The 22,781-nt window shown below is 71.4% G+C and carries 17 protein-coding genes and 2 pseudogenes; 8 read left to right on the forward strand and 11 right to left on the reverse strand.

Annotated elements, in window-relative coordinates; translation table 11 throughout:
- Positions 1–3: 3 nt before the first annotated feature.
- The 7 genes and pseudogenes from OG349_RS23835 to OG349_RS23865 form a co-directional block, all read right to left on the reverse strand.
- Positions 4–126 (reverse strand): annotated as a pseudogene (locus tag OG349_RS23835) (ABC transporter substrate-binding protein); the annotation flags it as partial.
- Positions 119–283 (reverse strand): annotated as a pseudogene (locus OG349_RS23840) (YdcF family protein); the annotation flags it as partial. The pseudogenes OG349_RS23835 and OG349_RS23840, both read right to left, overlap by 8 nt.
- Before the next feature lie 10 nt (positions 284–293).
- Complete coding sequence (locus OG349_RS23845; RefSeq protein ID WP_327236533.1) at positions 294–749, reverse strand: MarR family winged helix-turn-helix transcriptional regulator; 456 nt, start codon at positions 747–749, stop codon at positions 294–296.
- Positions 750–855: 106 nt separating this feature from the next.
- Positions 856–2,016 carry an acyl-CoA dehydrogenase family protein gene (locus OG349_RS23850; RefSeq protein WP_327236534.1) on the reverse strand — a complete coding sequence of 387 codons (1,161 nt, stop codon included), beginning with the start codon at positions 2,014–2,016 and terminating at the stop codon, positions 856–858.
- An 8-nt stretch (positions 2,017–2,024) separates the two neighbouring features.
- Positions 2,025–2,945: a hydroxymethylglutaryl-CoA lyase gene (locus tag OG349_RS23855; protein WP_327238695.1), complete on the reverse strand. Its 921-nt coding sequence runs from the start codon at positions 2,943–2,945 to the stop codon at positions 2,025–2,027.
- 14 nt (positions 2,946–2,959) lie between these two features.
- Positions 2,960–4,951, reverse strand: coding sequence for an acetyl-CoA carboxylase biotin carboxylase subunit (locus tag OG349_RS23860; RefSeq protein ID WP_327236535.1), 1,992 nt, complete (start codon positions 4,949–4,951; stop codon positions 2,960–2,962).
- Positions 4,952–4,959: 8 nt separating this feature from the next.
- Positions 4,960–6,576 carry a carboxyl transferase domain-containing protein gene (locus OG349_RS23865; RefSeq protein ID WP_327236536.1) on the reverse strand — a complete coding sequence of 539 codons (1,617 nt, stop codon included), beginning with the start codon at positions 6,574–6,576 and terminating at the stop codon, positions 4,960–4,962.
- An 88-nt stretch (positions 6,577–6,664) separates the two neighbouring features.
- Between OG349_RS23865 and OG349_RS23870 the strand changes: the two genes are divergently transcribed.
- The gene (locus tag OG349_RS23870; protein WP_327236537.1) at positions 6,665–7,414 is read left to right on the forward strand and encodes an SACE_7040 family transcriptional regulator; all 750 of its coding nucleotides are present in this window, start codon (positions 6,665–6,667) and stop codon (positions 7,412–7,414) included.
- 15 nt (positions 7,415–7,429) lie between these two features.
- Positions 7,430–8,209, forward strand: a complete 780-nt coding sequence (locus OG349_RS23875) for a phosphatase (RefSeq protein ID WP_327236538.1) — start codon at positions 7,430–7,432, stop codon at positions 8,207–8,209.
- A 65-nt stretch (positions 8,210–8,274) separates the two neighbouring features.
- On the opposite strand, the gene OG349_RS23880 is transcribed toward OG349_RS23875, so the two are convergent.
- Together OG349_RS23880 and OG349_RS23885 are read right to left on the reverse strand one after the other, a co-directional pair.
- Positions 8,275–9,177 carry an acyl-CoA thioesterase gene (locus OG349_RS23880; RefSeq protein ID WP_327236539.1) on the reverse strand — a complete coding sequence of 301 codons (903 nt, stop codon included), beginning with the start codon at positions 9,175–9,177 and terminating at the stop codon, positions 8,275–8,277.
- A 31-nt stretch (positions 9,178–9,208) separates the two neighbouring features.
- Positions 9,209–10,366, reverse strand: coding sequence for an acyl-CoA dehydrogenase family protein (locus OG349_RS23885; protein WP_327236540.1), 1,158 nt, complete (start codon positions 10,364–10,366; stop codon positions 9,209–9,211).
- A gap of 230 nt (positions 10,367–10,596) precedes the next feature.
- On the opposite strand from OG349_RS23885, the gene OG349_RS23890 reads away from it, so the two are divergent.
- The 5 genes from OG349_RS23890 (at position 10,597) to OG349_RS23910 (ending at position 19,108) form a co-directional block, all read left to right on the forward strand.
- Positions 10,597–11,157, forward strand: a complete 561-nt coding sequence (locus tag OG349_RS23890; RefSeq protein WP_327236541.1) for an NADPH-dependent FMN reductase — start codon at positions 10,597–10,599, stop codon at positions 11,155–11,157.
- A gap of 144 nt (positions 11,158–11,301) precedes the next feature.
- Positions 11,302–12,288, forward strand: a complete 987-nt coding sequence (speB, locus tag OG349_RS23895; RefSeq protein WP_327236542.1) for an agmatinase — start codon at positions 11,302–11,304, stop codon at positions 12,286–12,288.
- Between the two features lie 52 nt (positions 12,289–12,340).
- Positions 12,341–14,041, forward strand: coding sequence for a thiamine pyrophosphate-binding protein (locus OG349_RS23900; RefSeq protein WP_327236543.1), 1,701 nt, complete (start codon positions 12,341–12,343; stop codon positions 14,039–14,041).
- 138 nt (positions 14,042–14,179) lie between these two features.
- The gene (locus OG349_RS23905; RefSeq protein ID WP_327236544.1) at positions 14,180–15,154 is read left to right on the forward strand and encodes a serine hydrolase; all 975 of its coding nucleotides are present in this window, start codon (positions 14,180–14,182) and stop codon (positions 15,152–15,154) included.
- 171 nt (positions 15,155–15,325) lie between these two features.
- Positions 15,326–19,108, forward strand: a complete 3,783-nt coding sequence (locus tag OG349_RS23910) for an ABC transporter ATP-binding protein (protein ID WP_327236545.1) — start codon at positions 15,326–15,328, stop codon at positions 19,106–19,108.
- Positions 19,109–19,131: 23 nt separating this feature from the next.
- Here OG349_RS23910 and OG349_RS23915 read toward each other — a convergent pair whose 3' ends face one another.
- Positions 19,132–19,569: a hypothetical protein gene (locus OG349_RS23915; RefSeq protein WP_442806301.1), complete on the reverse strand. Its 438-nt coding sequence runs from the start codon at positions 19,567–19,569 to the stop codon at positions 19,132–19,134.
- A 288-nt stretch (positions 19,570–19,857) separates the two neighbouring features.
- Between OG349_RS23915 and OG349_RS23920 the strand changes: the two genes are divergently transcribed.
- Positions 19,858–21,300, forward strand: a complete 1,443-nt coding sequence (locus OG349_RS23920) for a S28 family serine protease (RefSeq protein WP_327236546.1) — start codon at positions 19,858–19,860, stop codon at positions 21,298–21,300.
- Between the two features lie 50 nt (positions 21,301–21,350).
- Here OG349_RS23920 and OG349_RS23925 read toward each other — a convergent pair whose 3' ends face one another.
- The gene (locus OG349_RS23925; RefSeq protein WP_327236547.1) at positions 21,351–22,265 is read right to left on the reverse strand and encodes a LysR family transcriptional regulator; all 915 of its coding nucleotides are present in this window, start codon (positions 22,263–22,265) and stop codon (positions 21,351–21,353) included.
- Between the last annotated feature and the right edge of the window lie 516 nt (positions 22,266–22,781).

Raw genomic sequence — 22,781 nt, forward strand, 5'->3', positions numbered from 1 at the left:
AGGTCAGGCGACCTTCTTCGCCTTTTCGAGGGCGGCGGCCAGGTCGTCCAGGATCGGGGCGCACTTGTCGTACGAGAAGATCGGCTCGGTGGTACGGGGGATGACCTGGCCGGCCTTGACGGCGGGTGAACCCCGCGCGACACAGCCGCTCATACGCGGCGGTCACCTCGTCGGGGACGACCTGTCTCGTCATGAACCCCTGATCGGGATAGATCACCAGCCGTTGCAACGCCCCGACGAGCATGTCGATGACCGGCCGGCCGTCCCCGATCGAGGCCACGTACATGGTGCGTCTAGTGGTGCCACGCCTTCGCGCCCACGTTGTGGATCATGCGTTGGAGCACCTTGAGGGTGGTGACGTACTCCTCGTCCGTGATGCCCGTGTGCACCCGGGCCCGCATGGTCTTCTGGAACGCCGCGCACTCCTGGAACAGGGCCTCCCCCTCTGCCGTCAGGTGCAGGCGGCCCCCGGCGTCCGGGGTGATCAGGCCCCGGTCCAGGAGGGTGTCGATTTCCGGTACGAGGGCCTCGCCCACGTCCAGGTAGCCCCAGAGGACCGCCAGTACCTCTTCGCGGGAGCGGCCGTTCTCGCCCGTGGCCAGCTGGGCCATGATCCACCACTGGGGCTGGGTGACGCCGAACCCTGCCAGGCCCTCGCGGATGGCCGTGACGACGGCCTTCCCGGCGGTCGAGCTCCAGTAGCCGATCGGCTGCGTGAGCAGTTCCTCGTCGCTGTGTGAGTACTCCATCGTCCGTCCTCACCGTCGGAAGATCCGGGTGCCGGTGGCTTCCCGGCCGGTGAGGACGAACGTAGGACCTCAACCCCGCTTCAGGTCAAGGCGGGCAAGGAGAGGGTCAGGACGGCAGGCCCAGTTCCCTCGCGATCAGCATCCGCTGCACCTCGCTCGTGCCCTCGCCGATCTCCAGGATCTTGGAGTCGCGCCACATGCGGGCCACCGGGTACTCGTTCATGAAGCCGTATCCGCCGTGGATCTGTGTGGCGTCCCGGGCGTTGTCCACGGCGACCGTCGAGGAGTAGAGCTTCGCCACCGCCGCCTCCTTCTTGAACGGCTCGCCCTGGACCAGGCGCGACGCCGCGTCGCGCCACCCGATCCGGGCCATGTGCGCCCGCGTCTCCATGTCGGCGATCTTGAACTGGATGGCCTGGTTGGCACCGATCGGGCGGCCGAACGCGTGGCGTTCCTTCGCGTACGACACCGACTCGTCCACGCAGCCCTGCGCCAGGCCTGTCGCGAGGGCGGAGATCGCGATCCGGCCCTCGTCCAGGATGCGGAGGAACTGCGCGTACCCCCGGCCCTCCTCGCCCAGCAGGTTCGCCACCGGCACCCGGACGTCCACGAAGGACAGTTCGCGGGTGTCGGACGCGTTCCACCCGACCTTGGAGTAGGGGGCCGCGACCGTGAAGCCGGGGGTGCCGGACGGGACGATGATCGAGGAGATCAGCGGGCGGCCGTCCTCCTTGCGGCCGGTGACGGCCGTGACCGTGACCAGACCCGTGATGTCCGTACCCGAGTTGGTGATGAAACACTTCGTCCCGTTGATCACCCACTCGTCGCCGTCCCGGACCGCCGTCGTGCGCGTACCGCCCGCGTCCGAGCCGCAGTCCGGCTCGGTCAGGCCGAACGCGCCGAGCAGCTCGCCCGAGCACAGCCGCGGCAGCCACTCCCGCTTCTGCTCCTCCGTGCCGAACCGGAAGACCGGCATCGCGCCGAGGGAGACGCCCGCCTCCAGCGTGATCGCCACGGAGGAGTCCACCCGGGCCAGCTCCTCCAGGGCGATACCGAGGGCGAGGTAGTCGCCGCCCATGCCGCCGTACTCCTCGGGGAAGGGCAGCCCGAACAGGCCCATGCGCCCCATCTCGCGGACGATCTCGTACGGGAACTCGTGCCGCTCGTACAGGTCGCCGATCTTCGGCGCGATCACGTCGTGCGCGAAGGCCTCCACGGTGCGGCGCAGTTCTTCGTGCTCGGGGGAGAGCCGGTGGTCCAGGGACATCGGGTCAGTCACTCCTTGTGGGAGAGGGCGCGGACGGTACGGGAGGGGCTGGGGCGGCCCAGCCGTTCGGCCAGCCACACACTGGTGGCGGTGAGCCGGCCGAGATCGACGCCGGTTTCCACACCGAGGCCGTCGAGCATCCACACGAGGTCTTCGGTGGCGAGGTTTCCGGTGGCGCTCTTCGCGTACGGACAGCCGCCCAGGCCGCCCGCCGAGGCGTCCACGGTGGTCACTCCGTGCTGGAGCGCGGCCAGGGTGTTCGAGAGCGCCTGGCCGTAGGTGTCGTGGAAGTGCACCCCGATGACGTCGGTCGGCACCCCTTCCTCGTTCAGCTCGGCGAGGAGGGTCTGGACATGCCCGGGCGTGGCGACGCCGATGGTGTCGCCGAGGCTCAGCTCGTCACAGCCGAGGTCCATCAACGCCTTGGCCACGCGCACCACTTGGTGCACGGGGACCGGGCCCTCCCAGGGGTCGCCGAAGCACATGGAGAGATACCCGCGGACGTGGACCTTCTGCTCGCGGGCGCGGGCCACCACCGGCGCGAACATCGCCAGCGACTCGTCGACCGTCCGGTTGAGGTTGGCCTTCGCGAAGGATTCGGTGGCGCTGCCGAACACGGCGACCCGGCGGGCGCCGAGGGCCAGCGCGCGGTCCAGGCCGCGCGCGTTGGGCACCAGGACGGGCAGGGCGACCCCGCCGAGGTCGGCGAGGGCGGGGAACAGCTCCTCGGCGTCCGCCAGTTGGGGCACCCACTTCGGGTGCACGAAGCTGGTGGCCTCGATGGTGGTCAGCCCGGCGTCGGCGAGGCGGTGCACGAACTCCGCCTTGAGCGCGGTCGGGACGATCGCCTTCTCGTTCTGGAGGCCGTCGCGCGCGCCGACCTCATGGATCCGGACCCGGGCCGGCAACCCCTGCGCGGGGACGGCCATGGGCAGTCCTTCGGTCACGACTCCTCCTGCGGGGTGGCGGCGGACGGTGGACCGACGACGGGCTGGGGGACGTCCTCCGGGGTCACCACAGCCAGCACCTGGTCCATGGCGACCGTCGCCCCCGGCGTCACGTCCAGCTCGGTGACCGTGCCGTCGTGCGGCGCGGAGATGACGTGTTCCATCTTCATCGCCTCGACCACCAGCAGGCTCTGCCCGGTGGTCACCTCGTCCCCGACCGCCACCTTCACCACCGTGACGGTCCCGGGCATCGGCGCGGTCAGCGAGTGGGTCCCGCCCGCCCCGGCCGCGCCGAGGAGGGCGGCCGTCACCGCGTCGTGGTCCGTCACGTTCCAGCTGTCGCCGTCCCGGCCGAGCCACGTCCCGGCCCGGTGGAACGTGTGCGTCACCCCGTCCACGGTGACCGTGACCCGGTCCTGCTCCACCCGGAAGCGGTCCGTGGGGCGCGTCTCGTGTATCGCGGGTTCGAGTCCCGTCACTCGCAACGGATGGACGACCGGCGCCGGTGCGCCGCCGAGACGCCAGCCGCTCGGTACGGAGAAGGGGTCCACCCACCCTCCGGACGCGGCCGGTTCCAGCGCGGCCTGGCGCACGGCCGCCGCCGCCGCGTACACCTCCGGCGGCACCCCGGCCGGCAGCAGCCCCGCCACCTCCCGCTCCACCAGCCCCGTGTCCAGGTCGCCCGCCGCCACCGACGGATGGGCCAGGAGGCGGCGGAGGAAACCGGCGTTGGTCGGCACGCCCAGCGTCACCGTGTCGGCCAGGGCGGCCCGCAGCCGCCGCAGGGCCGTGGCGCGGTCGGGGCCGTACGCGATGACCTTGGAGAGCATCGGGTCGTACGTACTGCCGACGTCCGTGCCCTCGCTCAGGCCCGAGTCCGTCCGCACGCCGTCGCCCGAGGGCTCGCGCAGCGACAGGACCGTACCCCCCGTGGGAAGGAAGCCCCGGGACGGGTCCTCCGCGCAGATACGGGCCTCCACCGCGTGCCCCGTGAGCGTGATGTCCTCCTGGGCGAAGGGCAGTTCCTCACCGGCCGCGACCCGCAGCTGCCATTCCACCAGGTCCAGGCCCGTGACCAGCTCCGTCACCGGGTGCTCGACCTGGAGGCGGGTGTTCATCTCCATGAAGAAGTACGACCCCGGGTCGCCGCCCGGCACGATGAACTCGACCGTGCCCGCGCCCGCGTACCCGCACGACCGGGCCGCCTGGACCGCCGCCTCACCCATCGCCGCGCGCGTCGCCGCGTCCAGCAGGACGGACGGGGCCTCCTCGATGACCTTCTGGTGGCGGCGCTGGAGCGAGCACTCGCGCTCGCCGAGGTGGACGACGTTCCCGTGTCCGTCCGCCAGGACCTGGATCTCGATGTGGCGCGGGCGGTCCACCCAGCGCTCCACCAGCAGCGTGTCGTCCCCGAAGGAGGAGCGCGCCTCGCGCCGCGCCGCCGCGATCTCCTCCGCCAGCGCGGACTCCGACCGCACCAGCCGCATGCCCTTGCCGCCGCCGCCCGCCGAGGGCTTGAGCAGCACCGGCATGCCGATCTCCCGGGCGGCGGAGGCCAGTTCGGCGTCCGTCAGCCCGCTGCCCGACGATCCGGGCACGACCGGGACGCCCGCCGCCCGTACCGTCTCCTTCGCGCGGATCTTGTCGCCCATCAGGGCGATGGCGTCGGCGGGCGGGCCGATGAAGACCAGGCCGGCGGCCGCGCACGCCCGCGCGAACTCCGCGTTCTCCGCCAGGAAGCCGTACCCCGGGTGGACCGCCTGCGCGCCCGTGCGCGCCGCCGCCTCCAGCAGCCGCTCCACCGACAGGTAGCTCTCCGAGGCGGCGGCGGGACCGATCCGCACGGCCGTGTCGGCCTCCCGCACATGCCGCGCGTCCGCGTCCGCGTCGCTGAACACCGCGACCGACCGCACCCCGAGCCGGCGCAGCGTACGGATGACACGCACCGCGATCTCGCCGCGGTTGGCGATCAGAACCGTGTCGAACATTCCCACCCTCACATCCGGAAGACGCCGAAGCCGGGCTCACCCAGCGGGGCGTTGGCACACGCGGTCAGGGCAAGACCCACCACCTGGCGGGTCTCCATCGGGTCGATCACGCCGTCGTCCCACAGCCGGGCCGTCGCGTAGTAGGCGTTCCCCTGGGTCTCGTACTGCGCGCGGATCGGGTCCTTGAAGGCCTCTTCCTCCGCCGCCGGCCACTCCTCGCCCCGGCCCTCCAACTGGTCCCGCTTCACCGTCGCCAGCACGGACGCCGCCTGCTCGCCGCCCATCACCGAGATCTTGGCGTTGGGCCACATCCACAGGAAGCGGGGCGAGTAGGCCCGGCCGCACATCGAGTAGTTGCCCGCCCCGTACGAACCGCCGACCACCACCGTCAGCTTCGGCACGCGGGTGCTCGCCACGGCCGTGACCATCTTCGCGCCGTGCTTGGCGATGCCGCCGGCCTCGTACGCCCGGCCGACCATGAACCCCGAGATGTTCTGGAGGAAGAGCAGCGGGATGCCGCGCTGGTCGCACAGCTCGATGAAGTGCGCGCCCTTCTGGGCGGATTCGGAGAACAGGATGCCGTTGTTGGCGACGATCCCGACCGGGTGGCCGTGGATCCGCGCGAAGCCCGTCACCAGCGTCGTACCGAACTCGGCCTTGAACTCCGCGAACCGCGAGCCGTCCGTGATCCGCGCGATGACCTCGCGGACGTCGTACGGCGTACGGGAGTCCACCGGCACCGCTCCGTACAGCCCCGCCGGGTCCACCTTGGGCTCCTCGACCGGCTCGACGTCCCAGGGGAACGCGCCGCGCGCGGGGAGCGTGGAGACGATCGTCCTGACGATCCGCAGCGCGTGCGCGTCGTCCTCCGCGAGATGGTCCGTGACCCCCGACGTACGGGAATGGACCTCGCCGCCGCCCAGTTCCTCCGCCGTCACGACCTCGCCCGTCGCCGCCTTCACCAGAGGAGGGCCGCCCAGGAAGATCGTGCCCTGGCCCCGGACGATGACCGCCTCGTCGCTCATCGCCGGGACGTACGCCCCGCCGGCCGTGCACGAGCCGAGCACGGCGGCGATCTGCGGAATCCCGGCGCCGGACATCCGCGCCTGGTTGTAGAAGATCCGACCGAAGTGGTCCCGGTCGGGGAAGACCTCGTCCTGCATCGGCAGGAAGGCACCGCCCGAGTCCACCAGATACAGGCACGGCAGCCGGTTCTCCAGCGCGATCTCCTGGGCGCGGAGGTGCTTCTTCACCGTCATCGGGTAGTACGTGCCGCCCTTGACCGTGGCGTCGTTGGCGACGATCACCGCCTCACGGCCGCTGACCCGGCCGATCCCGGCGATCACCCCGGCGGCAGGCGCGGACCCGCCGTACATCCCCTCCGCCGCGAGCGGTGCCAGCTCCAGGAAGGGCGAGCCGGGGTCCAGCAGCGTGTCCACGCGGTCGCGCGGCAGCAGCTTGCCGCGCGCCGTGTGCCGCGCGCGGGCCTTCTCGCCGCCGCCGAGGCGGGCCGCCGCCAGCCGGGCGCGCAGGCCGTCGGCCAGCTCTTCGTGGGCGCTCTCGTTGGCCCGCCAGGCCTCGGCGGACGGATCCGCCGCGCTCGCCAGCACAGGTGCCTGCCGCATCGCTCGTAGCTCCCTCGCTGGGTTAGTGAGCGTTAACCTACGCGTCCAGGTTAACGACCGCTAACAGCTCTGTCTAGAATGATTTCCCATGAGCACCAGGACCGCGGCCCCGACCCGCCGCGAGCAGATCCTCAAAGAGGCGGCGCGCCTCTTCGCCGAGCGGGGGTTCCACGGCGTCGGCGTGGACGAGATAGGGGCCGCCGTCGGCATCAGCGGCCCGGGTCTCTACCGCCATTTCGCGGGCAAGGACGCCATGCTGGCGGAGCTGCTGGTCGGGATCAGCGGCCGGCTGCTGGAGGGCGGCAGGCAGCGTGTACGGGGCGCGGGGGCCGCCCCGCGGCCGATGGGAGCGCCCGGCGTGACGCCCGTGGCCCCGGAGCCCGCCGCCGTCCTGGCCTCGCTGATCGACGGGCACATCGACTTCGCCCTCGACGACCGCCCGCTGATCACCCTCCACGACCGCGAGCTGGACCGCCTCAGGGACAGTGACCGCAAGCTGGTGCGCCAGCTCCAGCGCCAGTACGTGGAGCTGTGGGTCGGCGTCGTGCGGGAGGTCCACCCCGGCATCCCCGAGGCCCAGGCGCGCGGCGCCGTCCACGCCGTCTTCGGCCTGCTGAACTCCACCCCGCACCTCGGCTCGTACGGCACGGGCCTGCCGGGCCGCACGGCGATGGAATCGCTGCTGCGCCGCCTGGCCCACGGCGCCTTCGCCGCGCTCGGCGAGGCGGCGAGCGAACGGGCCGGCGATCCGGCCGACGAACCGACCGGCGAACGGGCCGGCGATCCGGTCGGCGACCTGTCCGGAAACCGGGACGAGGGGCACAGCCCGTACACCTGACGGCACAATGGGCTCATGCCGATACCGAGCCGCGCCGCCCTTGTCGACCACCTCGTCCGAACCCGTATCGCGGGAGACGTCGCCACGCCCCGCGACAACAACCTCTCGCACTACCGCAAGCTTGCCAACGGTGACCGCCACTACTGGCTCGGCCTGGAGCTGGGGGACCGCTGGACCGACGAGCAGGACGTGCTCGCCGTGATGGCCGAGCGCTGCGGAGTGAGCGACGACCCGGAGCACCGGGCCGGGCAGGACACCATCGACCCCGAGCTGACCGTCGACGCCCTGGAACGGATGGCCGCGCGGCTGCGCAAGGCGGCCTCGGGCCGCGAGAGCGTGCTCTTCGCCACCGGCCACCCGGGCGGCCTGCTGGACGTCCACCGCCAGACGGCGGACGCGCTGCGGAGCGCGGGATGCGAGATCGTACGGATCCCCGGCGGCCTGACCGCCGACGAGGGCATGGTCTTCCAGTTCGCCGACGTGGCCGTGCTGGAGCGCGGCGCCACCCTCTGGCACACCCACTCGCCGGAGCCGATGCGGGCGATCCTGGACGGCCTGGAGCGCGAGGGGCGCCCCCTGCCCGACCTGGTCCTCGCGGACCACGGCTGGGCGGGCTGCGCGGGCCAGCGGGGCCTCGACGCGATCGGGTACGCGGACTGCAACGACCCGGCGCTGTTCATCGGTGAGGCCGAGGGCACGCTCCAGGTGACCGTCCCGCTGGACGACCACGTGACGGACCCGCGCTTCTACGACCCGATGACGGCGTACCTGCTCAACGAGGCCGGGCTGATCTGACCCCCCCGCCTGTCGTGCGCGCTCACCGTCCTCCGTAGGACGACGTGCGATCGGACGGCCCGCGGTCAGTCACGCGGCGTCCGGACCACGCCCTCCTGGATCACCGAGATCGCCAGCCTGCCGTCCCGCGTGTAGATCCGGGCCTGACCCAGTCCCCGGCCGCCGGACGACGACGGCGACTCCTGGTCGTACAGCAGCCACTCGTCCACCCGGAACGGGCGGTGGAACCACATCGCGTGGTCCAGGCTCGCGCCCACCACGTCCCCGACCGCCCAGCCGCCGCGCCCGTGGGCCAGCAGGACCGGGTCGAGCAGGGTCATGTCGGAGATGTACGTGGCTAGGCAGACGTGCAGCAGCGGGTCGTCGGCGAGTTTCCCGGCCGTACGGAACCACACCCGCGAGCGCGGCTCGCGCGGCGCGCCCACCGAGCCGTACGGCGGCGCGTCCACGTACCGCAGGTCGACCGCTCCCCGCGCCACCAGCAGCCGGTCCGCGACGCCCGGGTCGACGAACCGGTCCGCGTACAGAGGCAGCGTCTCGGCGGCGGTCGGGAGCGTCTCCGGGTCCGGCGCGTCCGGCATCCGCGCCTGGTGCTCCAGACCCTCCTCGGCCGGCTGGAAGGAGGCCGAGAGGTGGAATATCGGCTGCCCGTGCTGGACCGCGACCACCCGGCGCGCGGAGAAGGAGCGCCCGTCCCTGATGCGGTCGACGGTGTAGACGATCGACGCGGCGGGGTCGCCGGGGCGCAGGAAGTACGCGTGCAGGGAGTGGGCCAGGCGGTCCTCGGGGACCGTACGCCCCGCCGCCACCAGCGCCTGGGCGGCCACCTGGCCGCCGAAGACGCGGGGGACGACCCCGAAGCGGCTCACGCCGCGGAAGATGTCCCGCTCGATCCGCTCCAGGTCGAGCAGATCGAGCAGGTCGTCCAGGGCGTCCAGCTCGCCGAAGGCGTTGATGTCCTCACTCATGGGCCGTGCCTACAGGACTCATGGGCCGTGTCTACAGACCCATCGACTTGGCGATGATCGTCTTCATGACCTCGCTGGTGCCGCCGTAGATGCGGTTCACCCGGTTGTCGGCGTAGAGCCGGGCGATCGGGTACTCGTTCATGTACCCGTAGCCGCCGTGCAGCTGGAGGCACTTGTCGATCACGCGGTGGGCGACCTCGGTGGTGAAGAGCTTCGCCGACGCCGCCTCGGCCGGCGTCAGCTCGCCCAGGTCGTGCGCCTCCAGCGCGCGGTCGACCACGGCCTCCGCCGCGTCCACCTCGGCCTTGCAGGCGGCCAGTTCGAACTTGGTGTTCTGGAAGGACGCGACGGTCTTGCCGAACACGGTCCTGTCCTGCACGTACCGCTGGGCGAACCGCACCGCGGCGGCGGCCTGCGCGTACGAGCCGACGGCGATGGCCAGGCGCTCCTGCGGCAGGTTCTGGCCCAGGTAGGAGAAGCCCTTGTTCTCCTCGCCGAGCAGGTCGTCCACCGGCACCTCGACGTCCGTGAACGACAGCTCGGCGGTGTCGGAGGTCCGCAGGCCCAGCTTGTCGAGCTTGCGGCCGACCGCGTATCCCGGCGTCTTCGTGTCCACGACCAGCAGCGAGATGCCGAAGCGGCGGTCCTCGGGGGTCGAGGGGGCGGTGCGGGCGCAGACGATGACCCGGTCCGCGTGGACCCCGCCGGTGATGAACGTCTTGGCGCCGTTGAGCACGTAGTGCGTGCCGTCCTCGGAGAGCCTGGCGGTCGTCTTCATGCCGGCCAGGTCGGAGCCCGTGCCCGGCTCGGTCATGGCGATCGCGTACATCGTCCGGCCGCTGACGAAGTCGGGCAGCCAGCGCTTCTTCTGCTCGTCGGTCGCGTACGCCTTCAAGTACGGCAGGCAGAGCGCGACATGGACGCCGGAGCCGCCGAAGGAGACACCCGCGCGGGCGCACTCCTCGGAGATGACGGCCTGGAACTTGAACGACTCCTCGCCCGCGCCGCCGTACTCCTCCGGGACCTCGATCCCGAAGATGCCCAGCTCACCGAGCTTGTAGTAGAAGTCGCGGGGGGCCTGGCCCGCCGCCAGCCACGCGTCGTGGACGGGGACGACCTCGGCCTCGACAAAGGCGCGGATGGTCTCCCGGAACGCCTCGTGGTCCTCGTTGTACACGGTACGGCGCACGGCTCGGGCCCTCCCTCTGCGGCTGCCGCCCCACGGCGCGGCCGCGACTCGATTCCTCAGCGCCCGCTGTCCTAAGCGCTTGCTCAATTTAAGTTACCGGGGAGTTTGTGAAGGTGTCCAGGGTGGGCGGGCGCAACACCTTCCGGGGCCGCGTGAGTCGTGTCACCGCCCGGCCTGATCACGTGGGTGATAGGAGACATTCAACAGCGGAACGACCGAAAGAGGCAAAAATGCTGAAGATCGCCGTCATTATCGGCAGCACCCGCCCCAACCGCGTCGGCGAGTCCGTCGGGAAGTGGGTGATGGAGGTCGCGACCAAGCGCGACGACGCCGAGTTCACCCTGATCGACCTCGCGGACGTCGGTCTGCCCCTGCTGGACGAGGGCATGCCCCCGGCCGCCGCCCAGTACGGCCAGCAGCACACCAAGGACTGGGCGGCGACGATCGCGGGCTTCGACGCCTTCGTCTTCGTGACGCCCGAGTACAACCACTCGGTCCCCGCCGGACTGAAGAACGCCCTCGACTTCCTGTACGCCGAGTGGAACAACAAGGCGGCGGGGTTCGTGGGTTACGGCGCCGCCGGCGGGGTCCGCGCGGTGGAGCACCTGCGGCTGTCCCTGGCCGAGCTCCAGGTCGCGACGGTCCGCGCGCAGGTCGCGCTCGACCTGCACGCGAACTTCGAGAACTACTCCGCCCTCAAGCCGACGCCCCGGCTGGAGGAGACCCTCACCACGGTGCTCGACCAGGTGGTGGCCTGGGGCGGCGCGCTGAAGACGCTGCGGGTTTCTTAGGAGGAGGCACCCAAGCGGCTTCCTTAGGAAGGACGGGACGTCCCCGCGACAGGACGGGGCGTCCCCGCGACTTCCTTAGGAAGAGGTGCCGCTCGCTTGGTACGGTCGGCCGGCACCCCGATCGTACGAAGAAAGGCATTTCGGATGAGCAGCACCGAGCAGCCGCGCGGCCCCGTCGACTCGTCCCGCGTCCCGCGGTACGCGGGGCCCGCCACGTTCGCCCGGCTGCCCCGGCTCGACGAGGTGGGCGGCCGGGCCGACGTCGCCGTCGTCGGCGTGCCCTTCGACTCCGGGGTCTCGTACCGCCCCGGCGCCCGCTTCGGCGGCAACGCGATCCGCGAGGCCTCCCGGCTCCTGCGCCCCTACAACCCGGCGCAGGACGCCTCGCCGTTCGCGCTCGCGCAGGTCGCCGACGCCGGGGACATCGCGGCGAACCCCTTCCACATCAACGAGGCCGTGGACACGATCGAGGCGGCGGCCGGCGACCTGCTCGGGACCGGCGCCCGGCTGATGACGCTCGGCGGCGACCACACCATCGCGCTGCCGCTGCTGCGCGCCGTCGCGAAGAAGCACGGGCCTGTCGCGCTGCTGCACTTCGACGCCCACCTCGACACCTGGGACACGTACTTCGGTGCCGCCTACACCCACGGCACCCCGTTCCGCCGGGCGGTCGAGGAGGGCATCCTCGACACGGAGGCGCTCTCGCACGTCGGCACACGCGGTCCGCTGTACGGCAAGAAGGACCTGGACGACGACGCGAAGATGGGCTTCGGGATCGTCACCTCGGCCGACGTGATGCGGCGCGGGGTGGACGAGGTGACCGACCAGCTGCGGCAGCGCATCGGGGACCGCCCGCTCTACATCTCCGTCGACATCGACGTGCTGGACCCGGCGCACGCGCCCGGCACCGGCACCCCGGAGGCCGGCGGGCTCACCTCCCGCGAACTGCTGGAGATCGTGCGCGGGCTCGCCTCCTGCCGGCTGGTCTCGGCGGACGTCGTGGAGGTCGCGCCCGCGTACGACCACGCCGAGATCACGTCCGTCGCCGCCTCGCACACGGCGTACGAACTGACAACGATCATGTCCCGCCAGATCGCGGACGCCCGAGACCTGGGCGCGGGGGCGCTGTGATGCCCGCCCGCGATCTCCGTGCTGTTGCGGCGGACCGCGGCTCCGGAGCGAAGTGATGCACGACCACGACCACGACACCCCCCGCCTCACCCCCGCGCAGCTCGCCGCCGCCCTTTCCCCGCCCGCCGGCCGCACCGGCGGCGACCTGGTCACCGAGACGCTGTACGGGCTCGGCGCGACGACCGTCTTCGGGCTGCCGGGACAGCACACCCTCGCCCTGTTCGACGCCCTGCGCCGCTCCCCTCTCACCTACGTCGGCCTGCGGGTCGAGAACAACGCGGGCTTCGCGGCCGACGCGTACGGCCGTACGACGGGCGAGGTCGCCCCGCTGTTCCTCTCCACCGGCCCCGGCGCCCTCACCTCCCTCGCCGCGCTCCAGGAGGCCGCCGCCGCGTCCGCGCCCGTCCTGGCGATCGCCGGCCAGGTGCCGCGCGCCGGCCTCGGCGGCGGACGCCACGGCTACCTCCACGAACTGCGCGACCAGCAGGCGTCGTTCCGCGACGTCGTGAAGTCCGTGCACCTCGTCCGTACGGCCTCGCAGATCCCGTCGGCGATCGCCGCCGCCTGGGAGTCGGCGCTCACCGCCCCGCACGGCCCGGTCTGGGTGGAGATCCCCGCGGACGTGCTGAGCGCGCCCACGACCCTCCCGCAGGTCACCGCCGTGGACGCCACCCCGCGCGAGCTGACGCCGCGCCCCGAACTGATCGCCGTCGCCGCCCACCTGCTGGCCGGCGCGGCCCGCCCGGTGATCGTCGCGGGCGGCGGGGTCGTCAGGGCCGACGCGTCCGGCAAGCTGCGCGCGCTGGCCGAGAAGCTGGCCGCGCCGGTGGTGACGACGTACGGCGGCAAGGGCGCGTTCCCCTGGGAGCACCCGCTGTCCCTGCGCTCCTGGATGGAGGACCGGCACACCACCGACTTCCTCGAAGACGCGGACGTCCTGCTCGTCGTCGGCTCGGGACTCGGTGAACTGTCCTCGAACTACCACACGTTCGCCCCGCGCGGCCGGGTGATCCAGATCGAGGCGGACCTCGGCAAGCTGGAGGCCAACCACCCCGCGCTGGGCATCCACGCCGACGCCAGGGCCGCGCTGTCGGCGCTGCTGGAGTCGGAACCGCTGGAGTCCGCCGACCGGCGCGACGCCACCGAGGCGGCCGGGTCGGTCCGCGCGGTCCTCGACGCGGTCGAGGCGCGGATCGCGGGCCGGCACCTCGAACCGGAGCGCCGGATCCTCGCGGCGGTACGGGACGCGCTGCCCGCGCGCGCCGCGAGCTTCTGGGACATGACGATCCTCACCTACTGGGCGTGGGCCGCCTGGCCGGGACCGATGCACTCGGCGCAGGGCGCGGGCGGCCTCGGGTACGCCTTCCCCGCCGCCCTCGGCGCGGCGGCGGCCGACCCCACCCGGCCGGTCCTCGCGGTCTCCGGCGACGGCGGCGCGCTGTACTCGATCGCCGAACTGGCCACCGCCCGCCAGTACGGCCTGCCGGTCACCTGGCTGATCGTGGACGACGGGGGCTACGGCATCCTGCGGGAGTACCTGACGGACGCGTACGGCGAGACCACCGGGACGGACCTGACCGGGCCGGACTTCGTGGCGCTCGCGGAATCCTTCGGCGTCCCTGCCGTCCGTACGACTCCGGAGTCGCTGCGCGAGGACCTGGCGAAGGCGCTCGTGTCGCCGGGCCCCTCGGTGGTGGTGCTCCCGGCGCGGCTGAGGATGTTCGCCCCGACGCACCTCGGCACGGTTCGGTAAAGGGCGAGACGCTCGTACAACCATTCGCCCCCGTCCGGCTGTCATGTCTGCGAGTGCGCCGGACTGTGCGCTCGTACCACGTGCAGACGTACAGAAGTGCAGACATGCAGACGTAGTGACGGGGGCGGAACACTTCTCATGACCAACCGACGAATATCCGGACGTGCGTCCCGGCGTGCCCGTGGCGCGCTCTCCGTGGCGCTGGCCGCGGGTGTGCTCGTGCCGGTGGCCGCCGCCGCGGCGCCCGCCACGGCCGCCACACCCACGGTCACCTGCACCTCGGACAAGGCGGGCCTCGCCGCCAAGCTCTCCAAGGACATCACCGCGGCCCTCAAGGGCCGGAAGACGACCGCGGCCGTCTCGGTGTACGACCGCACGACCAAGACACGTTGCAGCCTGCGCGCGACGCAGAAGTTCGACTCCGCCAGCGTGGTCAAGGTGACCGTCCTCGCGACCCTGCTCTGGGACGCGAAGAAGACGAACCGCCTTCTCACGAAGAAGGAGGTCGACCTCACCACCGCCATGATCACCAAGTCGGACAACGCGGCGACCAGCACGCTCTGGAAGCAGCTCGGCCCGACGAAGATCAAGGGCTTCCTCAAGGCCGCGGCCCTGACCCAGACCACGCCGGGCGCCGGGCAGTACTGGGGCCTCACCCAGATCACCGCGCACGACGAGGAGCGGCTGCTCGCGCTCATCACCTCGAAGAACACGGTCCTGAGCGACAACTCGCGCAGCTACATCCTCGGCAAGATGAACAAGGTCGTCACGTCCCAGCGCTGGGGCGTCCCGGCCGGGGCCCCGGCCACCGCCACCGTCCAGCTGAAGAACGGCTGGCTGTCCCGGTCCACCCACGGGTGGCGCGTGCACAGCATCGGCGCCTTCACCGGCAAGGGCCACAACTACCTGATCACCGTGCTCACGCACGACAACAAGACGATGAACGACGGCGTGAACACCATCCAGGCGGTGGCCAAGGCGATCCACAAGGACCTCAATCCCGCCGCCACGAAGGCGAAGGCCGCTCTCCACGCGGTGCCCTCGACACCGTACGAGGCGGTCCCGGCCACCCCGGAGAAGGCAGCCCGCGAGGCAGTCCCCGCCACCCGCTGACCCTCCTGCAAAGGGCCGCATGTCCTAGGACGAGACCTACGTCGCGTCCTAGGACCAGCGGCCCATCTTTCTGTTCCAGGGGCGACGAATTGTTGCGGAGGGATGAAATCCGCCGACGCGCGCGTTGGGCATTCCGGCAGATCAGGTCGGTCGGCCGAACGGGAGGCATCAGTGGCGGCGGCAGTGGCGGCGGAGCGGGGCTGGGCACGGCGGCTCACCGGGTACGCGTGGCGGTACCGCCGTAACGTGGTGCTGGCCTTGGGGTCCTCGCTCCTCGGGATGGCCGTGATGGCCTTCGTCCCGCTGATCACCAAGGTCGTCATCGACGACGTCATCGGCGGCGGCCACCGCTCCCTCGGCGTCTGGACCGGCCTCCTGCTCCTGGCCGCGCTCCTCGTGTACGTCTCCGCGTACGTACGGCGCTTCTACGGAGGACGCCTCGCGCTCGACGTCCAGCACGACCTCCGTACGGAGATGTTCGCCACCATCTCCCGGCTCGACGGACGGCGCCAGGACAAGCTCTCCACCGGCCAGGTCATCGGCCGCGCCACCAGCGACCTCCAGCTCATCCAGGGCCTGCTCTTCATGCTGCCGATGACCATCGGCAACGTCCTGCTGTTCCTGATCTCGCTCGGGATCATGGCCTGGCTCTCCCTGCCCCTCACCTTCATCGCCCTCGCCGTCGCCCCCGCCATCTGGTTCATCGCCCGCCGCAGCCGCACCCGCCTCCACCCCGCCACCTGGTACGCCCAGGCGCAGGCCGCCGCCGTCGCCGGGGTCGTGGACGGCGCCGTCTCCGGCGTCCGGGTCGTCAAGGGCTTCGGGCAGGAGGACCAGGAGACCGGCAAGCTCCGCGAGGTCGGCCGCAAGCTCTTCGCGGGACGCCTCCGTACGATCAGGCTCAACGCCCGCTACACCCCCGCTCTCCAGGCCGTCCCCGCCGTCGGCCAGGTCGCGATGCTCGCCTTCGGCGGCTGGCTCGCCACGCGCGGCGAGATCACCCTCGGCACGTTCGTCGCCTTCTCCACCTACCTCGCCCAGCTCGTCGGCCCGGTCAAGATGCTGGCCGTGGTCCTGACCATCGGCCAGCAGGCCCGCGCCGGGGTGGAACGTGTCCTGGAGCTGATCGACACCGAGCCCACGATGGAGGACGGCACGAAGGAGCTGCCGGCGGACGCCGGGGCCTCCGTCGAGTTCGACGACGTGTCCTTCTCGTACGACGACGGCAGGACCGTCCTCGACGGCTTCTCGCTGGAGATGAGCCCCGGCGAGACCGTCGCCGTCGTCGGCTCCTCCGGCAGCGGCAAGTCCACCCTCTCGCTGCTCGTCCCCCGCTTCTACGACGTGAACCACGGCGCGGTCCTCGTCGGCGGCCACGACGTCCGCGAGCTGACCTTCGCCTCCCTGCGCGCGGCCATCGGGCTCGTACCGGAGGACAGCTTCCTCTTCTCCGACACCGTCCGCGCCAACGTCGCGTACGGGAAGCCGGACGCCACCGAGGAGGAGATCCTCCGGGCCACCCGCGCCGCCCAGGCCCACGGCTTCATCAGCGACCTGCCGAACGGCTACGACACCAAGGTGGGGGAGCAGGGCCTGACCCTCTCCGGTGGCCAGCGCCAGCGTGTGGCGCTCGCCCGCGCGATCCTCACCGACCCCCGGCTGCTGCTCCTGGACGACGCCACCTCCGCCGTGGACGCCCGGGTCGAGCACGAGATCCACGAGGCGCTGCGCGGGGTGATGGCCGGGCGTACGACGCTGCTCATCGCCCACCGCCGCTCCACCCTGAATCTCGCCGACCGGATCGCGGTGCTGGACGGCGGCCGGCTCGCCGACATCGGCACCCACGACGAGCTCCAGCGGCGCTCGGCCCTCTACCGGAAGCTGCTGACGGACCCGGACGAGCTGGGCGAGGTCTCCCCTGGGCACGTGCCCGCCCTCGTGAAGACGAACGTGCCGGCGGGCTCAACAGCCGGCGCAACGGCGGCCGTCCAGGAGGACCGCTCCGTACAGGAGGAGATCGACGCCGAGTTCGACGCGGAGCGCGGCATCACGCCCGCCCTGTGGGAGCGGGACGAGATCGCCGCCGAGGAGTCCGCCGCCCCCGGCGCCACTCCCGAACTGCTCGCGCAGGTCGAGGCGTTGCCGCCGGCCACCGACCTCCCGGACATCGACGAGGCGCGTGCCGTCGCCGCCGAGGAGTCGTACGGACTGCGCAGGCTGCTGCGCGGCTTCGGGCTGCCGCTGCTGGTGAGCCTGTCGCTCGTCGCGGTCGACGCCGCGATGAGCCTGGCCCTGCCCGTCCTCATCCGGCACGGCATCGACCAGGGCGTCGAGCGGATGGCCCTCGGCGCGGTGTGGGTCGCGTCCGGTCTCGGGCTGCTGGTCGTGCTCGTCCAGTGGCTCGCGCAGATCGGCGAGACGCGCAAGACGGGCCGTACCGGTGAACGGGTGCTCTACTCCCTGCGGTTGAAGATCTTCGCGCAGCTCCAGCGGCTCGGACTCGACTACTACGAGCGCGAGTTGACCGGCCGGATCATGACCCGGATGACGACGGACGTGGACGCGCTGTCCACCTTCCTCCAGACAGGGCTCGTCACCGCGTTCGTCTCCGTCGTCACCTTCTTCGGCATCCTCGTCGTGCTCCTCGCGATCGACGTGGAACTGGCGTTGGTGGTCTTCGCGACCCTGCCGGTGCTCTTCGTGGCGACGGTCTTCTTCCGCCGCAAGAGCGTGAAGGCGTACGAACTGGCCCGTGAGCGCATCAGCGCCGTCAACGCCGACCTCCAGGAGTCCGTCTCCGGCCTGCGGATCGTCCAGGCGTTCCGGCGCGAGCGGGACGGCGCGGAGCGCTTCGCCGGCCGCAGCGACCACTACCGCGAGGCGCGGGTGCGCGGGCAGTGGCTGATCTCGGTGTACTTCCCGTTCGTCCAGCTGCTCTCCTCCGTGGCGGCTGCGGCCGTGCTGATCGTCGGCGCGGGACGGGTGGAGGCGGGCACGCTGACGACCGGCGCGCTGGTCGCGTACCTCCTCTACATCGACCTGTTCTTCGCCCCCGTGCAGCAGCTGTCGCAGGTCTTCGACGGTTACCAGCAGGCGAGCGTCTCGCTGGGCCGCATCCAGGAGCTGCTGCGGGAGCCCACCACGACGGCGGCGTCGAATGCGCCGCTCGACGTGTTGTCGCTGCGCGGGGAGATCGCCTTCGAGGGCGTGAACTTCGCCTACACCGGCCAGGACGGTGAACTCGCCGACGAGGCCGCCCTGATGGGCGTCGACCTGCGGATCCCGGCGGGCCAGACCGTGGCGTTCGTCGGCGAGACCGGCGCGGGCAAGTCCACGCTGGTGAAGCTCGTCGCGCGGTTCTACGACCCGACCGGCGGCCGGGTCACGGCGGACGGTACGGACCTGCGCGACCTGGACCTGACGGCGTACCGCCACCGGCTCGGGGTGGTCCCGCAGGAGGCGTACCTCTTCGCGGGAACGATCCGCGACGCGATCGCGTACGGCCGCCCCGAGGCGACCGACGCGCAGGTGGAGGCCGCCGCTCGCGCGGTGGGTGCCCACGAGATGATCGCCACGCTGGACGGCGGGTATGTGCACGAGGTCGCCGAGCGGGGCCGTAACCTCTCGGCGGGCCAGCGCCAGCTGATCGCCCTCGCCCGCGCCGAACTGGTCGACCCCGACGTCCTGTTGCTGGACGAGGCGACCGCCGCGCTGGACCTGGCGAGCGAGGCCCTGGTCAACCAGGCCACGGACCGCCTCACCGGCCGCCGTACGACCCTGGTGGTCGCCCACCGCCTCACCACGGCGGCGCGGGCGGACCGGGTGGTGGTGATGGACCACGGGCGGGTGGTGGAGGACGGCACGCACGACGAACTGCTGGCGCTGAACGGCCGCTACACCAAGCTGTGGCGCAGCTTCATCGGCGAGGAGGAGGAGACGGCGGCGGTGGTGTGAGGCGGCTCGTCGCCGACCCGCGATCAGCAGAGAACCCACCCGGTGGACGCCGAGGCGCCGGAGATGGCGCCGGAGGCCCGTACACACCGGTTGAGGGCGTGGACGGTCACCGGCCCCGCGTGCTGCGTGAAGTCCCCGCTGTCCACCAACGGGCTGCCGCCGCGCGCCTGGAGGCTCACCCGCATCGCCCGCTTGGCGCCGGGGCGGTCGGCGACGGTGAGCGCGCACGCGTACCCCCGCGCCTTGTAGATCCGCAACTCGCCGTGGGCGAAGGGCACGGTCTTCTGCGGCTGCCCCGAGCACACGGAGAGCGGCGCGGCATCCGCCGCGGCGGGATCGGCCAGAACGAGCGCCGCCAGCGCGACGACAGCCGTCCCCGCCGCGAACCAGCGCGGCAGCGCGCGCTTCCCCGACCCGGTCCCGCCCAACCCACTCCCGCCCAACCCAGTCCCGGCGAACACGCATGCCCCTGTCATCAGTCGGGTGTACATGCGTACGACGCGCGGGAGCCCGGGAAGGTTGCTTCCACGGAGGCGGGCGGGGCCGGCGGAGCTGCCCTCCCCGGCTTCATCGTTTGAGCAAGGCCGCCACCGCTATCGCGGCGCCGACTACGACAACGAGCCCGACCACGGCCGCGATGGCCGTCGATGCTCCCATGGTTCCGATCACGCGCGTTCTCCCGACTGCTGGTTGATTCCGGGTGCAGGACGCTAGGTTCTCGGTGTCTGTCATGAACACAGGGAGAGTGCATGCGCAAGACGCTGAGATGGCTGTTGTCGCTGTCGCTGATCATAGGCACCGTGGCAACAGCGGGTGCGGCCACCGCCGCGGACCAGAAGTCCGCGAGTGGTACGGCCGTCACCGACACCACGGACATCAAGGACCGCGTCCTGGCGATCCCCGGGATGAGCCTGATCCAGGAGAAGCCGTACGAGGGTTACCGCTACTTCGTCCTCAACTACACCCAGCCGGTGGACCACCGGCACCCGTCCAAGGGCACCTTCCAGCAGCGCATCACGCTGCTGCACAAGGACACCAGCCGCCCCACGGTCTTCTCGACCGGCGGCTACAACGTCTCCACCAACCCGAGCCGCAGTGAGCCGACGCGCATCATCGACGGCAACCAGGTCTCGATGGAGTACCGCTTCTTCACCCCGTCGCGCCCGGAGCCGGCCGACTGGTCGAAGCTGGACATCTGGCAGGCCGCCAGCGACCAGCACCGTATTTTCACGGCGTTGAAGAAGATCTACACCAAGAACTGGCTCTCCACGGGCGCTTCGAAGGGCGGCATGACCGCCACCTACTTCGAGCGGTTCTACCCGCGTGACATGGACGGCGTGGTCGCGTACGTCGCGCCCAACGACGTGGTGAACAAGGAGGATTCGGCGTACGACCGGTTCTTCGAGAAGGTCGGCACCAAGGAGTGCCGCGACAAGCTCAACGCCGTGCAGCGCCAGGCGCTGATCCGGCGGGAGCCCCTGGAGAAGACGTACGCGGAGTGGGCCGAGGCCAACGGCGCGACCTTCACCACCGTCGGCTCGCTCGACAAGGCGTACGAAGCCGTCGTCCTGGACTTCGTCTGGGCCTTCTGGCAGTACAGCCTGCTCGCGGACTGCGAGAGCATCCCGCCGGCCACCGCCTCCGACCAGGAGATCTACGACATCATCGACGCGATCTCCGGCTTCTCCGCCTACACGGACCAGGGCCTCGCGACGTACACGCCGTACTACTACCAGGCCGGTACGCAGCTGGGCTCGCCGGACATCAAGCAGCCGCACCTGGGCAAGCTGAGCCGCTACGGCTACCAGCCGCCGCGCAACTTCGTGCCGCGCGACATCCCCATGAAGTTCGACCCCCGGGTGATGCCGGACGTCGACAGCTGGGTGCGGCACCACGCGGACCAGATGCTCTTTGTGTACGGGCAGAACGACCCGTGGGGCGCGGAGCAGTTCCGCGTCGGGCGCGGCGCGCGTGACAGTTACGTGTACGTCGCCCCGGGCGCCAACCACGGCGCCAACGTGGCGGCCCTGAACCCCGACCAGTCGGCGAAGGCCACGGCCCGGATCCTCGACTGGGCGGGCGTCGCGCCGGCGGCCGTACAGCAGGACGCGGCGAAGGCGAAGCCGCTCGCGCCGTTCGACGCGAAGCTGGACCGCCAGAAGGTGGAGCGTCAGCAGACGCTGAGGCCGTAAGGCACCTCCGCCGGGCGGGCCGAACAGGGCCCGCCCGGCGGACCACCCCCTCAACTGGCTACGGCGGCAACCTCGGGCCAACGCCGCCGCAGCGCCGCCACGGTGGCGGTGACGGCCGGCCGCCGCGCGGCACCGGCACGCCACAGCGCGTACAACCGTCGCGAGGGCACAGGTTCGAGCGTCAGGGCCCGTACGCCCGGGGGCAGCGGCCCCCGCCCCAGCCGGGGAACCATCGCGACGCCCAACCCGGCCGCGACCAGGGCGATCTGGGTGTGGTTCTCCTCGGCCTGATGAGCCAGATCGGGCTCACATCCGGCGGCACGCAGCGTACGCACGAGCCAGTCGTGGCAGACGGTGCCGGGCGGCTGGCAGATCCACCGCAGCCCCCGCAGATCCGCCCGCCGCACGACGGCACGCGCGGCGAGGGCATGCCCGTCCGGCACGAGCAGATCGCACAGATCGTCACCGATGACGGCCTGTTCCACCCCCTCGGGGGTGGGGAGCCGGGCGATGTCCCAGTCGTGGGTGACGGCGAGGTCGATCACACCCCGGGCCACGAGGTCGGAGGACAGGTGAGGGTCGATCTCGCGCAGCCGAATGTCCAAGGTGGGGTGGAGCAGGGCGAGTTCGGCCAGCACAGGGGGAAGCAACCCACGCGCGGAGGAGGCGAACGCCGCCACGACGAGCTGCCCGGTGGGCTGCCCCCGACGCTCCTCCAACGTGGTCTCGGCCCGCTCGACGATGGCGAACAACTGCTCGGCGGTGGCAGCGAGATGCCGAGCCTCGTCGGTGAGCACCACTCCACGCCCCCGCCGCTCCAGCAGAGTTGTACGAGTCTCCCGCTCCAACTTGGTGATCTGCTGGGAAACGGCGGAGGGGGTATACCCGAGGGCGGAGGCGGCGGCCCCGACGGACCCATGGACGGAAACGGCGTGCAGAGCACGAAGCCGACCGAGATCGAGCATGACCACCCCTCCTCAGATCCGGCCAGATGACTCTGACTCGACCCATACGTAAGCAAAGCTTAATTCAGCGGGGTTGCTGGGGGCCGGCGGCGGCAACGAAGTGATCGAACGCGCGTGCTTTGAGGCCAAGTTTGAGGCCAAGTTTGAGGCCGAGGATGAGGCCGAGTGATGAAGGCGCGGAGCTTCTCGGGTGTGGTGGTGGTGATGACGACGGTGGAGGCTTGGGGAGACGGACTGTTTGCCTCGGCTGGTGCGGGAGGGTGATTGGGTGCGGGTTCGGGCCGAGGGGTAGTCGGGGGTGCCCGGGTTGTTGTGTGCGGGGTGGGGCCGCCCCTTGTTGTTGATTGTCGCGGGGCCGGGGTGGGCGTCAAGGGCGCTCCTGCGGAGCGTCGGCTTCGCCGATTCCACTGCGTTCCACCCTTGACGCCCACCCCGGCCCCGCTAGGGAAGGCGGAGGGGGGCGGCCCGGGGGGAGGGGTCCCCGGGGGGCTTGTTTGTCCCTGGTGTTTCGTCGCG

This window comes from Streptomyces sp. NBC_01317, assembly GCF_035961655.1.
In the GTDB taxonomy this organism is placed as follows: domain Bacteria; phylum Actinomycetota; class Actinomycetes; order Streptomycetales; family Streptomycetaceae; genus Streptomyces.